The organism is Salinibacterium sp. PAMC 21357 (assembly GCF_000247645.1).
In the GTDB taxonomy this organism is placed as follows: Bacteria; Actinomycetota; Actinomycetes; order Actinomycetales; family Microbacteriaceae; genus Rhodoglobus.
Window position 1 is genome coordinate 122,136 of sequence record NZ_AHWA01000004.1, and the last position, 15,569, is coordinate 137,704.

Sequence of the window (15,569 nt, forward strand, 5' to 3'; positions counted from 1 at the left end):
ACGCAATTCAGCCGACCGCGCCATCCCAGCCCGCATAAGGATCCCAACCGCCACGCTCGGTGTACGCAACACCATCGACGAGCAAACCTTCGCCGTCGACGACATGACCGATCGCGCGGAATCCCGCCGGCAACGGCGTTGACTTGGGAAAAGTTGCGAGCAGCGAATGATCTTCTCCACCGTCTAGCTGCACGCGGCCACCCACCGCCTCCGCTGACAGATCAAGACCAACACCGCTCGCGGTAGCAATGCGGCGGGCATCAATCGCTAGCCCGTCGCTGAGATCGAGCATGGCCGTCGCGCCACCGAGCGACGCGGCTTTGCCATCAGCGATCGGTGGAGCAGGCCGGAGCTGGGCGGCAATGGCAGCGGGATGCTGGGTCGCTAGCGCTAGGGCGGCTGCAGCATCCGGTTCCCCATCGACGACACCGTCAGTAAACAGCAGGCGCAGACCCTCGGCCGCGAGACCGAGCGTGCCGGAAACCGCAATTATGTCGCCGACGCGGGCGCCCGAACGCAACACGGGCGAACGGCCCTCAAGATCACCAAACGCCGTGATGACAATCGTCAACACCGTCGAGACTGAAAGGTCACCACCGATGACTCCGCAGCCGGGCGCGAGAGTCTCGCAACCGTCGCGTAAACCATCCGCAATCGCCTCGAGTGATGCCACCGGGGTGTCATTGGGGGCAGCGATAGCGACAACAAGCCCGGTGGGCACTGCCCCCATCGCAGCGATATCAGAAAGGTTCGTGGCCGCAGCTTTCCAGCCGAGGTCGTACGGTGTCGACCAGGCAAGCCGAAAGTCGGGGCCATGGATCATCATGTCGGTCGTGATGACCATGCGCTTATCCGGGGCGGCGAGAACAGCTGAGTCGTCACCGGGACCGATCAGTTCCGCTGCAGCGGAGGGCAGTCGCGGAAAGATGCGTTTGAGGGCATCTAACTCGCCAACGTGGCCGAGCGTGTCACTGTGGTCGCCCTCGCGGTCAATCGTCATATTCTCACGGTAGCCTGAAGCAGATGAGATCGACGACCCGCACCCCCGTTTTGGCACTGCTTGCAGTCGCTCCGTTGCTTGCCACGCTGGCCGGATGCTCGACGATCCTTCCCCTTGAACCCGCCGACGATGCCGCAAACCCCGCGTGCGCAGACGTAATTGTTCGGCTGCCAGACACCGTTGCCGGCCTCGATATTCGCGAAACTAACGCGCAAGGCACAGCAGCGTGGGGAGAACCCGCGAATGTGCTGGTGCGGTGCGGAGTCGCCGTTCCGGATCCGACTGCGGCTCTGGCCTGTGTGACGGCCCCCGAAAATGGCATCGACTGGTTGCGCGACGATAGCGACGCCCCGAACTTCGTCTTCACGACCTACGGCCGCGACCCCGCCGTGCAAGTCATTATTGACAGCGATGGCGACCCCGATGTTGAAGGCGATGAGGTGTCTGGCCTCGATGCGTTGACTGAGCTTGCTGGCGCCGTGAGTCAGATCACAGCAGAGCGGTTTTGTGTCGCATTGTCCGACGCCCCCGCGCCAACAGCAACGCCCACACCCGCCGCAGAATCCGAGTAGCCAGCGGGCAGCAGCTGTTATCGACGGCGAGGCAGCCGCTTGCCGCGCTAGCGAACAGTCTCGCGCCCGAGCTCGATAAGTTCATCGATGAGTTCGGGATACGTCATCCCGCTCGCTGCCCAGCACTTGGGGAACATAGAAATGGGCGTGAACCCGGGCAACGTGTTGATTTCGTTGACCACAAATTCGACGCCATCGAAGAAGAAATCCACGCGGGCTAGCCCTGCGCCACCAATTGCTTCGAAGGCACGGGCCGCAGTGCGCTGCATCTGCCACAATTCGCCATCGTGCAACGGTGCGGGGCAAATCAGTTCGGCAGCCGAGACGTCAAGATATTTAGCTTCGAAGTCGTAGAAGTCCCGCCCCGTGACCACAATTTCGCCCGCGACACTCACGCGAGTATCGCCGCCGTCGCGCCCAGAGAGCACGCCACATTCGATTTCGCGGCCCGTCATCGCCTGCTCGACCAGTGCTGTGGAATCTTCTGCAAAAGCAGTCGCGAATGCATTGACAAGCTCGTCGGGGCTCGTCACTTTCGTCACTCCCACTGAGGAACCCGCACGCGCTGGCTTCACGAAGACAGGAAATCCGAGACTCGACGCCCGTTGACGCCAGACCGCCGGCTGACGTTGCCACTGCACCGCAGAGACCGTCACCCACGGAGCAACAGCTACCCCGGCAGCTTCTAGAGCAAGCTTCGTAAAGTGCTTGTTCATTCCCATCGCCGACGCGAGCACACCGTTGCCGACATAAGGCAGGCCAGTGAGCTCGATGAGCCCCTGAATTGTGCCGTCTTCACCAAAAGGGCCGTGCAGGATCGGGAACACAACATCGACATCGCCGAGGCTGCGGGTGCTGCCGTCGGCATCCGTCACTGTTAGCTCGCTAGAGAGCGCCGATTCTGGCCAGTGGATGCGGGTGTCATTGTCGGTAACTTCCGGCATCTCATCCGGGTTCAGCGCAAACTTGTCGGCATCATCCGGCTGCAAGGTGAAAGCACCGTCACGAGTAATCCCGACCGGGATCACCGTGTACTTCGCGCGATCGATTGCTGACAATACCCCGCCTGCGGTAGCGCAGCTGATGCTGTGTTCCGAAGAACGACCGCCGAACAGCAACACAACGGTGGTTGTGGGCTTGGCCGGCAATGGGGACATGGCCGTTGTGGTGGGCTGGTCCGTCATCGTTTACTCCCCCTGAGGAAGATCGTCAGTTGTTAAATGCGGAGCGATATCCCGCGGAGCGAGCGTACCTGCCAAAACCTCAGCAACTTGGCTCACGATCGGCATGTCGACTCCCTTAGAAAGTGCCAATTCCAGAATTGGCGCCACCGACGAAAGCCCCTCAGCTGTCTGGTTCATCTGTTTGATCACTTCAGAGAAGCTGTAGCCCTGACCGAGCAGGCGACCGGCGGTGTTATTGCGTGACAGCGAAGATTCGCAGGTCGCAATGAGGTCACCAAGCCCGGCAAGGCCCGCGAGCGTTTCAGCGCGGGCACCGAACGCAACCGAGAAGTCGGTCATCTCGGCCAGCCCTCGAGTGATGATGGATGCCTTGGTGTTCTCGCCGTAGCCGACACCATCGACGATGCCGATAGCAACCGCAATGAGGTTTTTCAGCACTCCACCAAATTCGGTACCGATGACATCGGTGTTCACAAAAGAACGGAAGTAGCGGTTGCGCGCGGTGACCGCCACCGTGGTTGCGGTCTCGAGGCTCGCGCTGCTCATTACCGCGGCAGTCGGCTGCTCTTTGGCGATTTCTAGAGCAAGGTTGGGGCCGGATGCCACGGCGACGCGGTTGGGGTCGACACCAAGCTCTTGCAAGATAACTTCGCTCATGCGGGCACCGGTGCCCTTTTCGACACCCTTCATGAGGGAGACGATGAGTGCATCTTCGGGAATCAGTTCCCGAACGATGCGTAGGTTCTCACGCAGGGACTGGCTGGGCACAGAAAGGTAAACCTGTTCTGCTCCCTCAAGCACTTCGTGCAATTTGTCGCTCGCCCACAGTGATCGCGGCAGGTTGATACCTGGCAGGTAGTCACTGTTGCGCTTGGATTGCGAGATTTCGCGAGCGAGTTCTGGGCGGCGAGCCCACAGCGCTACATCGTTGCCGCCATCGGCAAGGATTTTGGAGAACGTTGTGCCCCACGATCCAGCACCGAGCACGGCAACGCGGCGGGCGGGAGCGTGATCGGAACCGGCGTTAGCGTTGATCAAAACGGCCAACCTCACTCTGACCGTGATCGGCCGGGTTGTAGCGAACCTTCGGAGCAGTTTCGCCGCGGAGCTCCTCGAGGAGAGCGGTAATTGCGGTCATGAGTTTCTCCGTAGCTTCAGCGAGCACTCGCGAATCCAGATGTTTGCCTTCAAACTCAGACAAATCTACGGGTTCACCGAAAATGATATGAACAGTCTTGCGGGGAAAAATACTAATCCGTTTCGAATATCGAGGCAGGATTTCTTGAGCACCCCAACTTGCCGAGGGAATTAGAGGAATACCGGTGTCCAGCGCCGTGCGCACCGCACCGTATTTTCCGCGCATCGGCCACATATCGGGCTCGCGCGTCAGCGTACCTTCGGGATAGACCACCACGGCAAGACCTTGCTCGGCAATCTGGCGTGCCGCTTTCATCGGATCTGCTCCGCTGCGGCTTTGGGATGCACGCTGCACCGGAACTTGGCCCGATTTTTTGAGCAACCAGCCCATCACCGGAACGTCGAAGAGCGCAGCTTTAGCCATGTAGCGCGGCATCCGCCCGATCTTCCACATGCCGACACCGATCACTACCGGATCGATTTTGCTGTAGTGATTGGGCGAAAGAACAAAAGCTCCCTGCGCTGGCACGTTGTGAGCGTCATGAATTTTGTACTTGGCTATCACGGTCATTGCCGGCAAAATCAAAAACGCCAGCGTCCGAAAAACTACTGTCTTCTCAGATTTCACGCGAGTTTGCCGCTCGGGAGTCGACGACACCGGCGTTAGCCCTCGTAGATAAAATCGGCCCCGAGTGACTCAAGCTTGTCAACGAAGTGCTCATAACCACGCGCAATGATCCCAATGTTGCTGACCGTCGATTGACCTTCAGCAGTCAACGCCGCAATGAGGTGGCTAAACCCTCCGCGCAGGTCAGGGATTTCGACATCGGCACCGTGCAGCGGCGTTGGGCCGATGATGACGGCTGCTTGCTCAAGCGGGCGACGAGGAACGCGACGACTGACCGACTCAAGGCCGTCTTCGTGAACCACAATGTTGGCACCCATTTCGATGAGGGCCGACGTGAAGCCCAAACGGTTCTCGTACACCGTCTCGTGCACTACAGAACGTCCCTCGGCCTGAGTGAGCGCGACGATCAGCGGCTGCTGCCAATCTGTCATGAAGCCAGGGTGCACATCGGTCTCGATGACTACCGGCTTAAGCGCTCCGCCTGGGTGCCAGAAGCGAATCCCGTCCTCAGCGATATCGAACGCTCCACCAACCTTGCGGAAGATGTTCAAAAAGTTCATCAGCTCTTGCTGCTTGGCGCCTTCAACGAAGATATCTCCGCCTGTTGCCAAAGCAGCGGATGCCCAGCTTGCGGCCTCGTTGCGGTCGAAGAGTGCGCGGTGGTTGTAGCCGCTGAGCTTCTCGACACCCTCAATGAAGATGACACGGTTGGGCTCAACGTTGATGATGGCGCCCATTTTTTGCAGAATCGCAATGAGATCCATGATCTCGGGCTCGATTGCCGCACCCTTGAGCTCGGTAACCCCCTTAGCGAGAACGGCCGTGAGCAGCACCTGCTCGGTGGCTCCGACGCTGGGGTAAGGAAGGTTGATGTCCGCACCATGCAACCCCTCGGGGGCCGTGAGACGGATACCTTCGTAGCTTTTGTCGACAACGGCGCCGAACGCGCGCAGAGCATCCAAGTGGAAGTCGATCGGGCGGTCACCAATGCGGCAACCGCCGAGGTCGGGGATCAGCGCTTCGCCGAGGCGGTGCAGCAGAGGACCACAGAACAGAATCGGAATGCGGCTAGAACCAGCTAGGGCGTCAATCTTGGCAAAGTGCGCCTTGAGAACGTTTTTGGGATCAAGGGTGAGTTCCCCGTCGCCAGTCTCGGTGACGGTAACGCCGTACGCTTCGAGCATTCCGGTAACGACCCGGACATCGCTGATGGCGGGAACATCTTTGAGCACACTCGGTGTGTCGGCGAGGAGAGCGGCGACCATCGCTTTGGTGGCGAGATTCTTTGCTCCGCGCACGTTGATACGGCCACGAAGTGGCTTTCCCCCATTAATAATGATCTGGTTGGAGAGCAAACCGGTTCGCTTAGCTGCTGCTGTTGCGTCTTGAGCCAATGGATTCATCGCTACCTCTACTTCGCTGGCAAAGTTTTAGGTCGCCATGATTCTCGGCGGCTTTCGAACTCCGTAATATCTGTTTCGTTTCGCAAGGTGAGGCCAATGTCATCAAGGCCTTCGAGCAAACGCCACCTAGTGTAATCGTCAATTTCGAATGAAAACTGGGCTTCGCCTGCGGTTACGGTGCGAGTTTCCAAGTCGACCGTAACTTCGAGCCCAGGATCTGCGTCGATCATGGCCCAAATGGTTTCGATCTCGGCTTCGGTGAGTTGGGCCGCAAGGAGACCCTGTTTACCGGCGTTACCGCGGAAGATGTCACCAAAGCGAGCACTCAGCACGGCCTGAAATCCGTAATCGCGCAGCGCCCAAACGGCGTGTTCACGACTGGAACCGGTACCAAAATCAGCACCGGCGACCAAAATCTTGCCCCGGGTGAAGGGCTCACGATTGAGAATAAAGTCGGGGTCTTGACGCCAAGCAAAGAACAGCGCATCGTCAAATCCGGTCTTCGTGACGCGCTTCAGAAATTCCGCAGGGATGATCTGGTCGGTATCGACATTGCTGCGCTTGAGCGGAACGGCAATTCCGATGACGGTGGTGACCTTGTCCATTAGCGCGACTCCTCTGCGGTTGTTGCGGCGAGCGCCAGCTGTTCGGGCAGCGGGCTGTTGTCGAGATCCCACGGGCTAGAAAGTGTGCCGCGGATGGCGGTGGCGGCGGCAACTAGCGGTGACACCAGATGGGTGCGCCCGCCTTTACCTTGACGGCCTTCGAAGTTGCGGTTGCTTGTCGACGCGCACCGCTCCCCCGGAGCCAACTGGTCTGGGTTCATTCCGAGGCACATGGAGCAACCGGCGAAACGCCACTCGGCACCAAACTCTTCGACAATTTTGTCAATTCCTTCGGCTTCGGCTTCGATGCGAACTCGTGCAGAGCCAGGCACAACCATGACGCGAACGTGGTCCGCTTTCTTGCGGCCCTGAATGATCGATGCGAATGCACGCAAATCTTCAATACGGCTGTTAGTGCACGACCCCATGAAGACGGCATCCACGCGGATGTCTTTCATCGGCATTCCGGCATCGAGCGCCATGTATTCGATAGCGCGTTCCGCAGAAGCCCGCGCGTTGGGGTCGGCGATCTGAGCAGGAACCGGAACGTTGTCGCTGAGCGAAACACCCTGGCCGGGGTTGGTTCCCCAGGTGACGAACGGCTCGAGCGTGTTGGCATCGAGGAAGACTTCGGCGTCGAAGACGGCGTCGTCGTCGGTGGCGAGGGTGTTCCAGTACTCAACGGCGGCATCCCAGTCGGCACCCTCTGGCGCGTGCGGGCGACCCTCGAGGTAGTCGTAGGTGATCTGATCTGGGGCGATCATTCCGGCGCGAGCACCAGCCTCGATCGACATGTTGCAGATCGTCATGCGGCCCTCCATCGAGAGAGCACGGATGGCGCTGCCGCGGAATTCGAGAACGTAGCCTTGGCCACCGCCGGTTCCGATCTGCGCAATGACGGCAAGGATGATGTCTTTTGCGGTGACGCCGGGGCGCAGTTCGCCCTCGACGGTGATCGCCATCGTCTTGAAGGCCTTCAGTGGAAGAGTTTGGGTGGCGAGCACGTGCTCGACTTCACTCGTGCCGATGCCGAAGGCCATCGCACCGAAAGCACCGTGGGTGCTCGTGTGTGAGTCTCCACAGACCACGGTGACGCCGGGCATGGTGAGGCCAAGCTGCGGGCCGACAACGTGAACAATGCCCTGCTCGATGTCACCAAGCGAGTGCAGGCGCACACCGAACTCCTTGGCGTTCTTGCGCAGAGTTTCGATTTGGGTGCGACTCGTGAGATCAGCGATCGGCTTGTGGATCGCGAGAGTCGGCGTGTTGTGGTCTTCGGTTGCGATCGTGAGGTCGGGACGGCGAACCGGGCGGCCGGCCATCCGAAGTCCGTCAAAGGCTTGAGGGCTCGTGACTTCGTGCACAAGGTGAAGGTCAATGTAGATAAGGTCGGGGGTACCGTCGGCACCCTTGACAACCAGATGGTCATCCCACACTTTCTCTGCCAGGGTCTTGCCCATAGCGCACCTCTTTCGAATCGACGATCGTGCCGCAAAAAGCGCGGCTCAATCTCTCCAGTCTACGCCGCGTGACAACCCGTGCAGCTATCGAGGGGTTCGCAACCGCACCCGTCGCAGACCTGTCGATCGCATCGAATGCGCCCGGAACGTCATCCTCAGCGCTGAGGGTGTGCATGGACCATTAGTAGAAGGCAGTGTGGCGCGCAATAGCCGCTCGTTGAGCAGCCTCTAAAGACAACATATGGACGGCAAGGCTTCCTAAGGGAGCCGTGCGTGCTTCAGCAGCCCTCTCGCTGGAGATTACTTGCCTGCGCTCGAGATCGTCGATCGCGACGGAGATATCTTCGCGAATGCTTCTTTGGTCGGCCACGCTCACGAGCACAACAGCCTCTCGGATCGGCTCGGTGTATGCCTCAGTCTCGCGAAAGTGCACGAGCCGTTGGGGCGGATTCTTCGCTCGGGGATCGGTGCGGTTGACATAGAACACCAGAAAGAAAAAGACTCCGCCGACTACCGCAGTCGCCGCCATCGGAAGAATCAACAACTCCCACGCCGGTACGGCGTTGACGAGACCTCGTCGCACCGTGACCAAGGCACTCACTCCCCCAAACGCGAACGCCATTCCTGCGCTACCGAGGAGAGCCGAGCGAGGCTTTCGGCCCGTTGCCAACCACAAAATTGCGTGACCGACGACGAAGACGAACGCGAACATGAAGATGATCGAGCCAACCGAAATGTCGCCCTCAGCGACGCGGCTAGTCTGGCTCAACGCCACCGGCCCCATCACTGTCGCCATTCCCCAGATCGGCGCGGCGTAAAAGATCCCCACGAGAACGACGAGCGGAAGGAAAAAGATCATCTTCCACTGAGACTGGCCCTTAACTCCTGTCGATCGTAACGCGGTGACAACCGCCGGGTGATGCTCGAAAGCCGCCCGTTCCAGCCTGTTCCACGCCACCCGGTTCCCGGGGATCATCTTGGATCCGTATCGTGCAGCGTTCATAAGGTTGTTGCTCCAAACTCATCAGCGTCATCGGTAATCCTTATCGAGAACGATCGCCGTGCTGGGATCATCCTCCCGGTATCTCACTTCCGCGCTCGGATTCGCGTTCAACGCAGCAGTCTTATCGAAGGAATTTCGGTCGTACTTGTGGTCGCCCGCCGTCGTATAGATTTCCCCATCGACCATGTACCGAAATTCGAGGCTCAGCCAACGTTTAGTGCGCCCGTTATTCCGCGAGGTATCTGAAACCGTCCCACCGGTGGGCAACGCCTGAGTTGCCACACCATTCTCGAGAATATCCGCACGATCGTCGCCTTGATTGACGATCACGAACACAACGAAAATCAGGACAAGAAGCGGGATAACAATTACGCGGATAACCGTCCATGGCGTTATCGGTTTGCGGAACCTGCCGCCAGGGGTCGTTTTGTCAGTCACGATAAGCGCCTTTGCATTAGTGGCAAACGTTGCTCGAGAACAGAGGTGTTCCCGGCCGCAAAACGGATGCGGCCAACAGAGAAGCCGGCCTGAAAGTCATCAACGACGCCCCGCCGCAAACCCATCGTTATTGTGCCTGCGGCTGAGCGGGCGGGGGTGCCGAGCCTCGCGAAACTGCAATGGTGAACTGACCGAGACGAAGGTGAACGCCGCTGTCGAGTTGTGCGGGTGTTCCCGGCACGACCGGCACGCCCTCGGAATGGGCCGCAGCATCCGTCCCAAGCACGAACACGCCATTAGTCGAGTGCAGATCGTGGGCGAGAAGCCGGCCATCAGCCGTTAGTTCTAGCGCCGCATGAGTCTTAGAAACGGTTTTACCGGGATCCGTTACCGCGAGAAGCGCGGCTGCGGGCCACTGCGCGTTGCTGGCCGGAACGCGACCAATGAGGAGTGTGCGCTGAACCGCAACAGTGCTCGCGTCGGGCAAAGTGAGGTGCCACGGTGGTGCGCGGCGAGGGCGCGAAAGCACGACAGTCGCGCCGTCCACCGCGTCGTTGGTGGCGTCTAATGGAGGGAGTTCCGCTGCAGGTGCGGCCGCTCCGCCATCAGCAGGTGCGGCTGGCTCGGCCGGTGCAGCTGGCTCGGCCGGTGCAGCTGGCTCGGCCGGTGCAGCTGGCTCGGCCGGTGCAGCTGGTGCAACCGGTGCTGGAGGCGCGGCCGGTGCTAGAGGCGCAGCCGCAGCAGCCGCCGGAGCGTGAGGAACGCCGAGCATCCCCGAGGGAAAGAATGTGGGAGCATCAGGTTTCTTCACGCGCGATGGCACCTGCTCTTGTGCGAGCCGATACGTGCCCGAATCGACTATTCCCGGCGGCAGCTCAATGACCTCGCCCGAGTTCTCTGGTTCAGAATGAACTATTTTCTTCTCTGCCGGAGCGGGCATCATTCCCGGAGGCGGAGTGATGAACCCGCCGTCGTCTTCCGTACTCATCGCTGCCAACCTCCTTTGCACGCCCCGAAAAGCAATGTTAACTCATCTGCAACAGGAGCGCCGCGCATCCAATTGAGTTGCCTGTATTCCCTATTTTTCGGAATTCTCGCTCTTCGTCGAGACCCTTGAAGCCCAATCTCTGGCCGACCGGATGCGGTATCGGCTGACGACTCGACGCTGCGTCGTAAGGCCAGCCCGACCCGCTTCGACTGCTGCTGCCGTTGTGGACCAGGCTTCGCCACTGCGTTCAGGAGAAATCTCTTGGCCCGAAAAAACTGCGTCGTCGGTCGCGACCGCGACCGCGCGCAACATCACTGCGTGCTCGGCAAGAGCGACACCAGACGCACCCGCGCCAGCATCCATTGCCCTGCCGCTGACGCTGGCCTCAGTGTCACCACCGATCGCAGCGCCCGCCAGGGTCTGCCGCACTTGGGCATCGAGTTGTTCGGCGACCATGACTCGGGTGGCTTTCGGCGGAACGCTGTAACCCAATTCTGAGTACTGATCTACGAGCTCATCCCAGGCTCCCGCTACCTGATCGTGGGGTGCACTGGCCTCCCGACGACGGCGAGCACGGCGAGCTTTGTAGATCCCGATAATCAGCAGGGGAAAGAAGATGATGAACGCCGGGATCAGCAAGCTGAGCCCGAGGGCGTAAACCCACCCGGGAATGGAGAACGCGAGGTCGTCCTCCTCTTCTTCGCTTTCGTCAAGCTCCACGGGAGTGAGCAGATCCTCAGCGTCTGCCTCAACGCGAGGGGGCTGACGCACTTGAGGCTGTGGCTCGCTCTGAGGTTTCGGCGTTTGCTCTTGGGGAATGTCAGTTTCGTCGGGCGTGGGGTTGAAGACCACCCATCCGACATCGTCGAAGGCAACTTCGACCCAGGCGGTCACATCGTCGCCCGTGACCTCCACCGTTTCACCTTCGACAATCTCGGGAGCGAAGCCCATGACGACACGCGCCGGATAGCCGAAACTTCTCACCATGAGGGCGAAGGCCGAAGCATACTGTTCCTGATCTCCCACCATTTGGGTGCGCTCGAGCAGGTCGGTGATGCGATCGGCTCCGTGACCTGCACGCGATGCCACAGTGTCGGAGGCTCGGCCGTGGCTCAGGAACCCGGTGGTGGTGAGCGCCAGCCGTACAGCTTCGAGTTGCGAAACCGGGGTTGTCGCATTTGCCGCGTACTCCTGTGCTTTGGCGGTAACGATGTCAGGGCTTGCCCGAACCGGCGGCAACTCTACAGACGCAGTGGAAACATCAGAGAGATCTTCGAGGGAAATGACCTGTTGAATAGTGGTATCGACAGTATAAGAATCGCCCTCGTGCAGTCCCGCCGTGAGCACAGCGGTCCCCGTGGACGCGTTGTAACGGAGGCTATCGCGGGCATCCACCGCGTCGCCAGCGGTGAACTCTAGGTCGGTCGGATAGCCGATACTCGGCATCCAGACATCCGCATAGGCACCGATAGTGAAAGTGACATCGGTGCGCGTCTCTGGCGTAATGAACGACTGGCGCGGCAGCTTTCGACCGACCAAGCTAAAGGTGCCGGAACCCTCGGCACTCGACTCGGCGCCGGTAACGTTCCACAGCTTTCCGGTGAACGAGTCCAGCGTGGCCAGTCGAATGGAATCACCGGGCTTCAACCCGCTCACCGAAAAAAGCACTTCATCGGTAACTTGCTTCGTGTAATGCCGGAATCCCGCTAAAGGACTCGGGTATTGCAACGGATCGAACGGTGGCTCGATCTCATCGCGAAGCACAAAGCGTTGATCCTGCGCTGGAGCAATCCACCACCCGGCTCCCCCACCCAACAACACTGCGGCGGAGACCACGATGGCGATTCCCGCAATTTTGCGCCCACGAAGTTTGCGCGCACCGGCCTGCGCCATATTGCTGCCATCGCTGCGGCGCCACCCCAACCACACCAGCGCAATCGCAGCGAATCCCACCCCACGGACCCCAGCCTGATAGGGATCATCGGTGCCGATGAGGATGCTGGCAACATAGATCGCCAGCGGCCCCAGTAACACCACGCCGAAACGCCAGGCGGCGCGCGGCGTTCGGGTCAGCCACCGAGTTGCCAAAGTTGTCGAGACCAGCGCCACGACCCACGTAGCTACATAGGGAACAACGGTGATGTGCTGCGGTGCTTCGATCGGCGTCTGGAGAGTAACGATGTCTGCCCAGCCGTAGACGGTTCCCAGAGCGAGTGTCGACAGCGATTGAAGGCTCGGAAACACCCCGAGGAGAGCCTGCTGAGGCACAGCCAGCGCTGTGCCGCAAAGGAAGTAGGCAACGACAGCGGCGACAATTGTGGTGACGACGCTCAGGCGAAAGACACTGGCAACTACTGCCGTTGCCACTCCGACAACGAGCCCGCCGAGCGCGGGAACGAGAAAACTGTAGCCACCGAATGAGGGCTCAAACCCGACAAGGCCAATCGCGGCCAGCGCCACGACGACCCCAACGTCGGTCCATGTTCGCGCGGTAAGAGGTCTGCGCGCTGAACTGTGCTGCGCTGTACTCAACCGACCACTCCCCTCACCAGTTGTGACAGATCTTTCAGGTCACCGATCGTGATCACCGTGAGGCCCGCGACTGCAGAAATTTTAGGCTCGGCACCCTCGACAACCTTGAATGCCACTTGGCTTGTATCTTGACCAAACAATGATTGGATACTGCGAAAATCTGGGGTGCTCATCTGGGAACCTGCCACGATCATCACCACGCTGGGTGCCGGCAAACGACGCGTTTGTTCGCGGGCGAAATCGCGTACCGTCTCCAGCTGATGGCTCAGTGGTTCGATGCGGCACGACGCATCCATCATCGCTGTCACCGATTGGGTGCGCCACAGGCCCGTCTCGCTCACCACGTTCATCTGCGTTCCATCGCGGATGACTTGAGCTGCGATCGACGCTGTCACCGAGATCGCTAACTCAAACTCAGCCTCAGACGCGTAAAGATCGCCCCGGGACGCATGAATGATGGTGAGCTGCGAACGACGCGTCTCCTGAAACTGGCGCACCATAAGCTGGCCGATGCGGGCCGAGGTGCGCCAGTGCACGTACCGGCGGTCGTCACCGGGGACATAGGGCCGAAGCGCATGGAACGCAATATCGTTGTTGGTGATCTTGTTCGAAACTTGACCCTCTAAGTCACGCACCAATCCAGCGGCAGAGGGCACTAATCGCACGGTGAGCGGATGCACGAACAGGTCAACCGCATCCGCCCATTTCAGAGCGCGCCGCAGTAACCCCAGCTGATCCCCCCGCACTGACTCAGCAGGCCCCGCAACGATCACGGCACGCTTGGCGGTGGGAACCGCAAACAGTTCTTCATGCTCCGCTTTTGGCGTCATCGACGGTAGTTGAAACTCTGCGACGCCCTTACCCACGGGCAGTTCCATGCGTGTTGGAGGCAGGCTGCGAGCTCCAATGTTCGTGACCAGCATGCGGCCCAACGCGCGATCCCCGACCACTACGCGTCGCGGATTGAGCTCGACAATAACGCCGTACGACGCCCGCCCGAACAGGAAGGCGACGCTAATGATGACCGCAGCAAGAAGGACAGTGCCCAAGAACGAGAACTCTTGCCAGCCGAACACGCCGCTGAGAGTGAGGGCGAGGGCAGCTAGCCCCAAAACCACCCACCCTGCGGGAGTGACAACGGCAACTATGGGGAGGGCAGTTCGTCGCACCACACGCACTGCAGGCGCTGTGACCGCTGATATTCCCCACACGACACGGCGCACCGATCCGATCGCGCTCGCAAAACCACGCTGCACTGCCGTAGCGCGTGGCGCCGCTCCGAGAGTTGCCCGGCGCGCGCCGCTTCGCGGGGTGCGCGCCGCACGAGCACTCGGCTCTGGTGCCGCAGAAGTATCGGTAGTCATTACGTGAGGTTGTTCTTAGGCGGCGCGGTAGGTCGGTGGCTCGATATTCACCAGAATGTGGTTGACGACGTCTTCGGCCAGAACGCCCGCGAACTCCGATTCCGGATCGAGGATAACGCGGTGGGCCAGCACTGCTACTGCCAGATCACGAACATCGTCAGGGGTCGCATAGGTGCGCCCCTGAGCGATCGCCCACGTTTTGATCGCTCGCGCAAGCGCCATCGCCCCGCGCATGCTCACTCCGAGAACGACATCACGATTCTTGCGAGTAGCTTCGACGATGTCGTTCAGGTACTGCATCACTGATTCGTCGACGAACACCTCTGCAGCTAATGCCGCCATGGCCACAATCGATTCCGGCTTGATGATGGGCGAAACCAATGACGCTCGTGCTCTGGTTCCCGAGTCCATCAGCAGTGACACAGCGGTCTTGCTGTCGGGATAACCCAATGAGGTCTTGATGAGAAAACGGTCGAGTTGGGCTTCAGGCAGTTTGTACGTTCCCGCTTGCTCGACGGGGTTTTGGGTTGCGATGACAAGAAACGGTGCACCAACCGGATGACCTTCGCCGTCGATCGTGACGACACCCTCCTCCATCACTTCGAGCAGCGCGCTCTGAGTCTTCGGACTCGCCCGGTTGATCTCGTCGGCGAGAACGATCGACGCGAAGATCGGACCGTGATGAAACTCGAACTGCCCTTTCGACTGGTCAAAGATTTGAACACCGGTAACGTCTGATGGCAATAGGTCGGGCGTGAATTGGATGCGCGAAGTGGTGCCGTCGAGAGTGTTAGCGAGGGCCTTTGCGAGAACTGTCTTTCCAGTCCCAGGAAAGTCTTCGAGAAGCACGTGGCCGTCAGAGATCAAAGCGGTCAACACAAGGCGGATGACGTGGTCTTTGCCCATGATGGCTTTGTCGACATTGCTAATCAGTTTCTGAAATGCGTCGGCGAACCAGGCCGCTTGCTCTTGACTTACGGGCATTCTGAGCTGTCCTTCGATCGTTGTTCGGTGTTATCTGATGCTGAGTTATCTGGTGCTGCTAGCACTTGGGGAGGTCTTGGATGGAAACGTGAGGTCCATCGCTGCCGTCGAACTTTTCCCACACTTTGTAGAGGCCGTCGGCGTTTCCGCCATTTCCATCCCAAATCTTCCACGAGTAGGTGATCTGGGTGCCACTCGATCCCGAGTTTGTGTAGGTACTGCCGCTGTAACTTCCGCCCTCGTCGCGGACTTCCATCGTGTGGGAGCCGCT

15 protein-coding genes are annotated in these 15,569 nt (G+C 59.9%); 1 reads left to right on the forward strand and 14 read right to left on the reverse strand.

The genetic code is table 11. The annotated features are described in order from the left end of the window. Positions 1-7 precede the first annotated feature (7 nt). Positions 8-1,000, reverse strand: a complete 993-nt coding sequence (thiL, locus tag ON14_RS03875; protein ID WP_010203306.1) for a thiamine-phosphate kinase — start codon at positions 998-1,000, stop codon at positions 8-10. Between the two features lie 23 nt (positions 1,001-1,023). Here thiL and ON14_RS03880 point away from each other — a divergent pair, with 23 nt between their 5' ends. Continuing rightward, the gene (locus ON14_RS03880) at positions 1,024-1,572 is read left to right on the forward strand and encodes a DUF3515 family protein (RefSeq protein ID WP_010203308.1); all 549 of its coding nucleotides are present in this window, start codon (positions 1,024-1,026) and stop codon (positions 1,570-1,572) included. Positions 1,573-1,619: 47 nt separating this feature from the next. Here ON14_RS03880 and ON14_RS03885 read toward each other — a convergent pair whose 3' ends face one another. From ON14_RS03885 to ON14_RS03945, 13 genes are all read right to left on the reverse strand, one after another. Next, entirely contained in the window at positions 1,620-2,756 is a 1,137-nt protein-coding gene (locus tag ON14_RS03885) for a D-alanine--D-alanine ligase family protein (protein WP_010203309.1), read from the reverse strand. Between the two features lie 3 nt (positions 2,757-2,759). Next, entirely contained in the window at positions 2,760-3,794 is a 1,035-nt protein-coding gene (locus ON14_RS03890) for an NAD(P)H-dependent glycerol-3-phosphate dehydrogenase (RefSeq protein WP_010203311.1), read from the reverse strand. Further along, on the reverse strand, positions 3,781-4,551 hold the full coding sequence (locus ON14_RS03895; protein ID WP_010203312.1) for a lysophospholipid acyltransferase family protein: 771 nt from the start codon (positions 4,549-4,551) through the stop codon (positions 3,781-3,783). The genes ON14_RS03890 and ON14_RS03895 overlap by 14 nt, the downstream gene beginning before the upstream one ends. A 5-nt stretch (positions 4,552-4,556) precedes the next feature. Further along, on the reverse strand, positions 4,557-5,924 hold the full coding sequence (gene murA, locus ON14_RS03900) for a UDP-N-acetylglucosamine 1-carboxyvinyltransferase (RefSeq protein WP_010203313.1): 1,368 nt from the start codon (positions 5,922-5,924) through the stop codon (positions 4,557-4,559). A gap of 8 nt (positions 5,925-5,932) precedes the next feature. Beyond that, positions 5,933-6,529 (reverse strand): 3-isopropylmalate dehydratase small subunit, encoded by a 597-nt coding sequence (gene leuD / locus ON14_RS03905; protein ID WP_010203314.1) that lies wholly within the window; start codon positions 6,527-6,529, stop codon positions 5,933-5,935. Continuing rightward, positions 6,529-7,989 carry a 3-isopropylmalate dehydratase large subunit gene (leuC, locus tag ON14_RS03910; protein ID WP_010203315.1) on the reverse strand — a complete coding sequence of 487 codons (1,461 nt, stop codon included), beginning with the start codon at positions 7,987-7,989 and terminating at the stop codon, positions 6,529-6,531. Before leuC ends, leuD begins: the two co-directional genes overlap by 1 nt. Positions 7,990-8,170: 181 nt before the next feature. Then, positions 8,171-8,965: a hypothetical protein gene (locus tag ON14_RS03915; RefSeq protein WP_141629941.1), complete on the reverse strand. Its 795-nt coding sequence runs from the start codon at positions 8,963-8,965 to the stop codon at positions 8,171-8,173. A 54-nt stretch (positions 8,966-9,019) separates the two neighbouring features. Beyond that, the gene (locus ON14_RS03920; RefSeq protein WP_010203319.1) at positions 9,020-9,430 is read right to left on the reverse strand and encodes a DUF3592 domain-containing protein; all 411 of its coding nucleotides are present in this window, start codon (positions 9,428-9,430) and stop codon (positions 9,020-9,022) included. 127 nt (positions 9,431-9,557) lie between these two features. Beyond that, positions 9,558-10,418: an FHA domain-containing protein gene (locus ON14_RS03925; RefSeq protein WP_010203320.1), complete on the reverse strand. Its 861-nt coding sequence runs from the start codon at positions 10,416-10,418 to the stop codon at positions 9,558-9,560. A 90-nt stretch (positions 10,419-10,508) separates the two neighbouring features. Continuing rightward, the gene (locus ON14_RS03930; protein ID WP_141629942.1) at positions 10,509-12,950 is read right to left on the reverse strand and encodes a transglutaminase family protein; all 2,442 of its coding nucleotides are present in this window, start codon (positions 12,948-12,950) and stop codon (positions 10,509-10,511) included. Beyond that, a complete protein-coding gene (locus ON14_RS03935; RefSeq protein WP_010203324.1) occupies positions 12,947-14,314 on the reverse strand; it encodes a DUF58 domain-containing protein in 1,368 nt (455 codons plus the stop codon). The genes ON14_RS03930 and ON14_RS03935 overlap by 4 nt, the downstream gene beginning before the upstream one ends. A gap of 15 nt (positions 14,315-14,329) precedes the next feature. After that, on the reverse strand, positions 14,330-15,298 hold the full coding sequence (locus ON14_RS03940; RefSeq protein ID WP_010203326.1) for an AAA family ATPase: 969 nt from the start codon (positions 15,296-15,298) through the stop codon (positions 14,330-14,332). Between the two features lie 58 nt (positions 15,299-15,356). Further along, complete coding sequence (locus tag ON14_RS03945) at positions 15,357-15,554, reverse strand: hypothetical protein (protein WP_010203327.1); 198 nt, start codon at positions 15,552-15,554, stop codon at positions 15,357-15,359. Positions 15,555-15,569: the final 15 nt, after the last annotated feature.

Coding starts and splice junctions, on each gene's coding strand:
- thiL (WP_010203306.1), bottom strand. CDS start 1,000: ATGACGATTGACCGCGAGGGCGACCACAGTGACACGCTCGGCCACGTT.
- ON14_RS03880 (WP_010203308.1), top strand. CDS start 1,024: ATGAGATCGACGACCCGCACCCCCGTTTTGGCACTGCTTGCAGTCGCT.
- ON14_RS03885 (WP_010203309.1), bottom strand. CDS start 2,756: ATGACGGACCAGCCCACCACAACGGCCATGTCCCCATTGCCGGCCAAG.
- murA (WP_010203313.1), bottom strand. CDS start 5,924: ATGAATCCATTGGCTCAAGACGCAACAGCAGCAGCTAAGCGAACCGGT.
- leuD (WP_010203314.1), bottom strand. CDS start 6,529: ATGGACAAGGTCACCACCGTCATCGGAATTGCCGTTCCGCTCAAGCGC.
- leuC (WP_010203315.1), bottom strand. CDS start 7,989: ATGGGCAAGACCCTGGCAGAGAAAGTGTGGGATGACCATCTGGTTGTC.
- ON14_RS03915 (WP_141629941.1), bottom strand. CDS start 8,965: ATGATCCCCGGGAACCGGGTGGCGTGGAACAGGCTGGAACGGGCGGCT.
- ON14_RS03925 (WP_010203320.1), bottom strand. CDS start 10,418: ATGAGTACGGAAGACGACGGCGGGTTCATCACTCCGCCTCCGGGAATG.
- ON14_RS03935 (WP_010203324.1), bottom strand. CDS start 14,314: ATGACTACCGATACTTCTGCGGCACCAGAGCCGAGTGCTCGTGCGGCG.
- ON14_RS03940 (WP_010203326.1), bottom strand. CDS start 15,298: ATGCCCGTAAGTCAAGAGCAAGCGGCCTGGTTCGCCGACGCATTTCAG.
- ON14_RS03945 (WP_010203327.1), bottom strand. CDS start 15,554: ATGGAAGTCCGCGACGAGGGCGGAAGTTACAGCGGCAGTACCTACACA.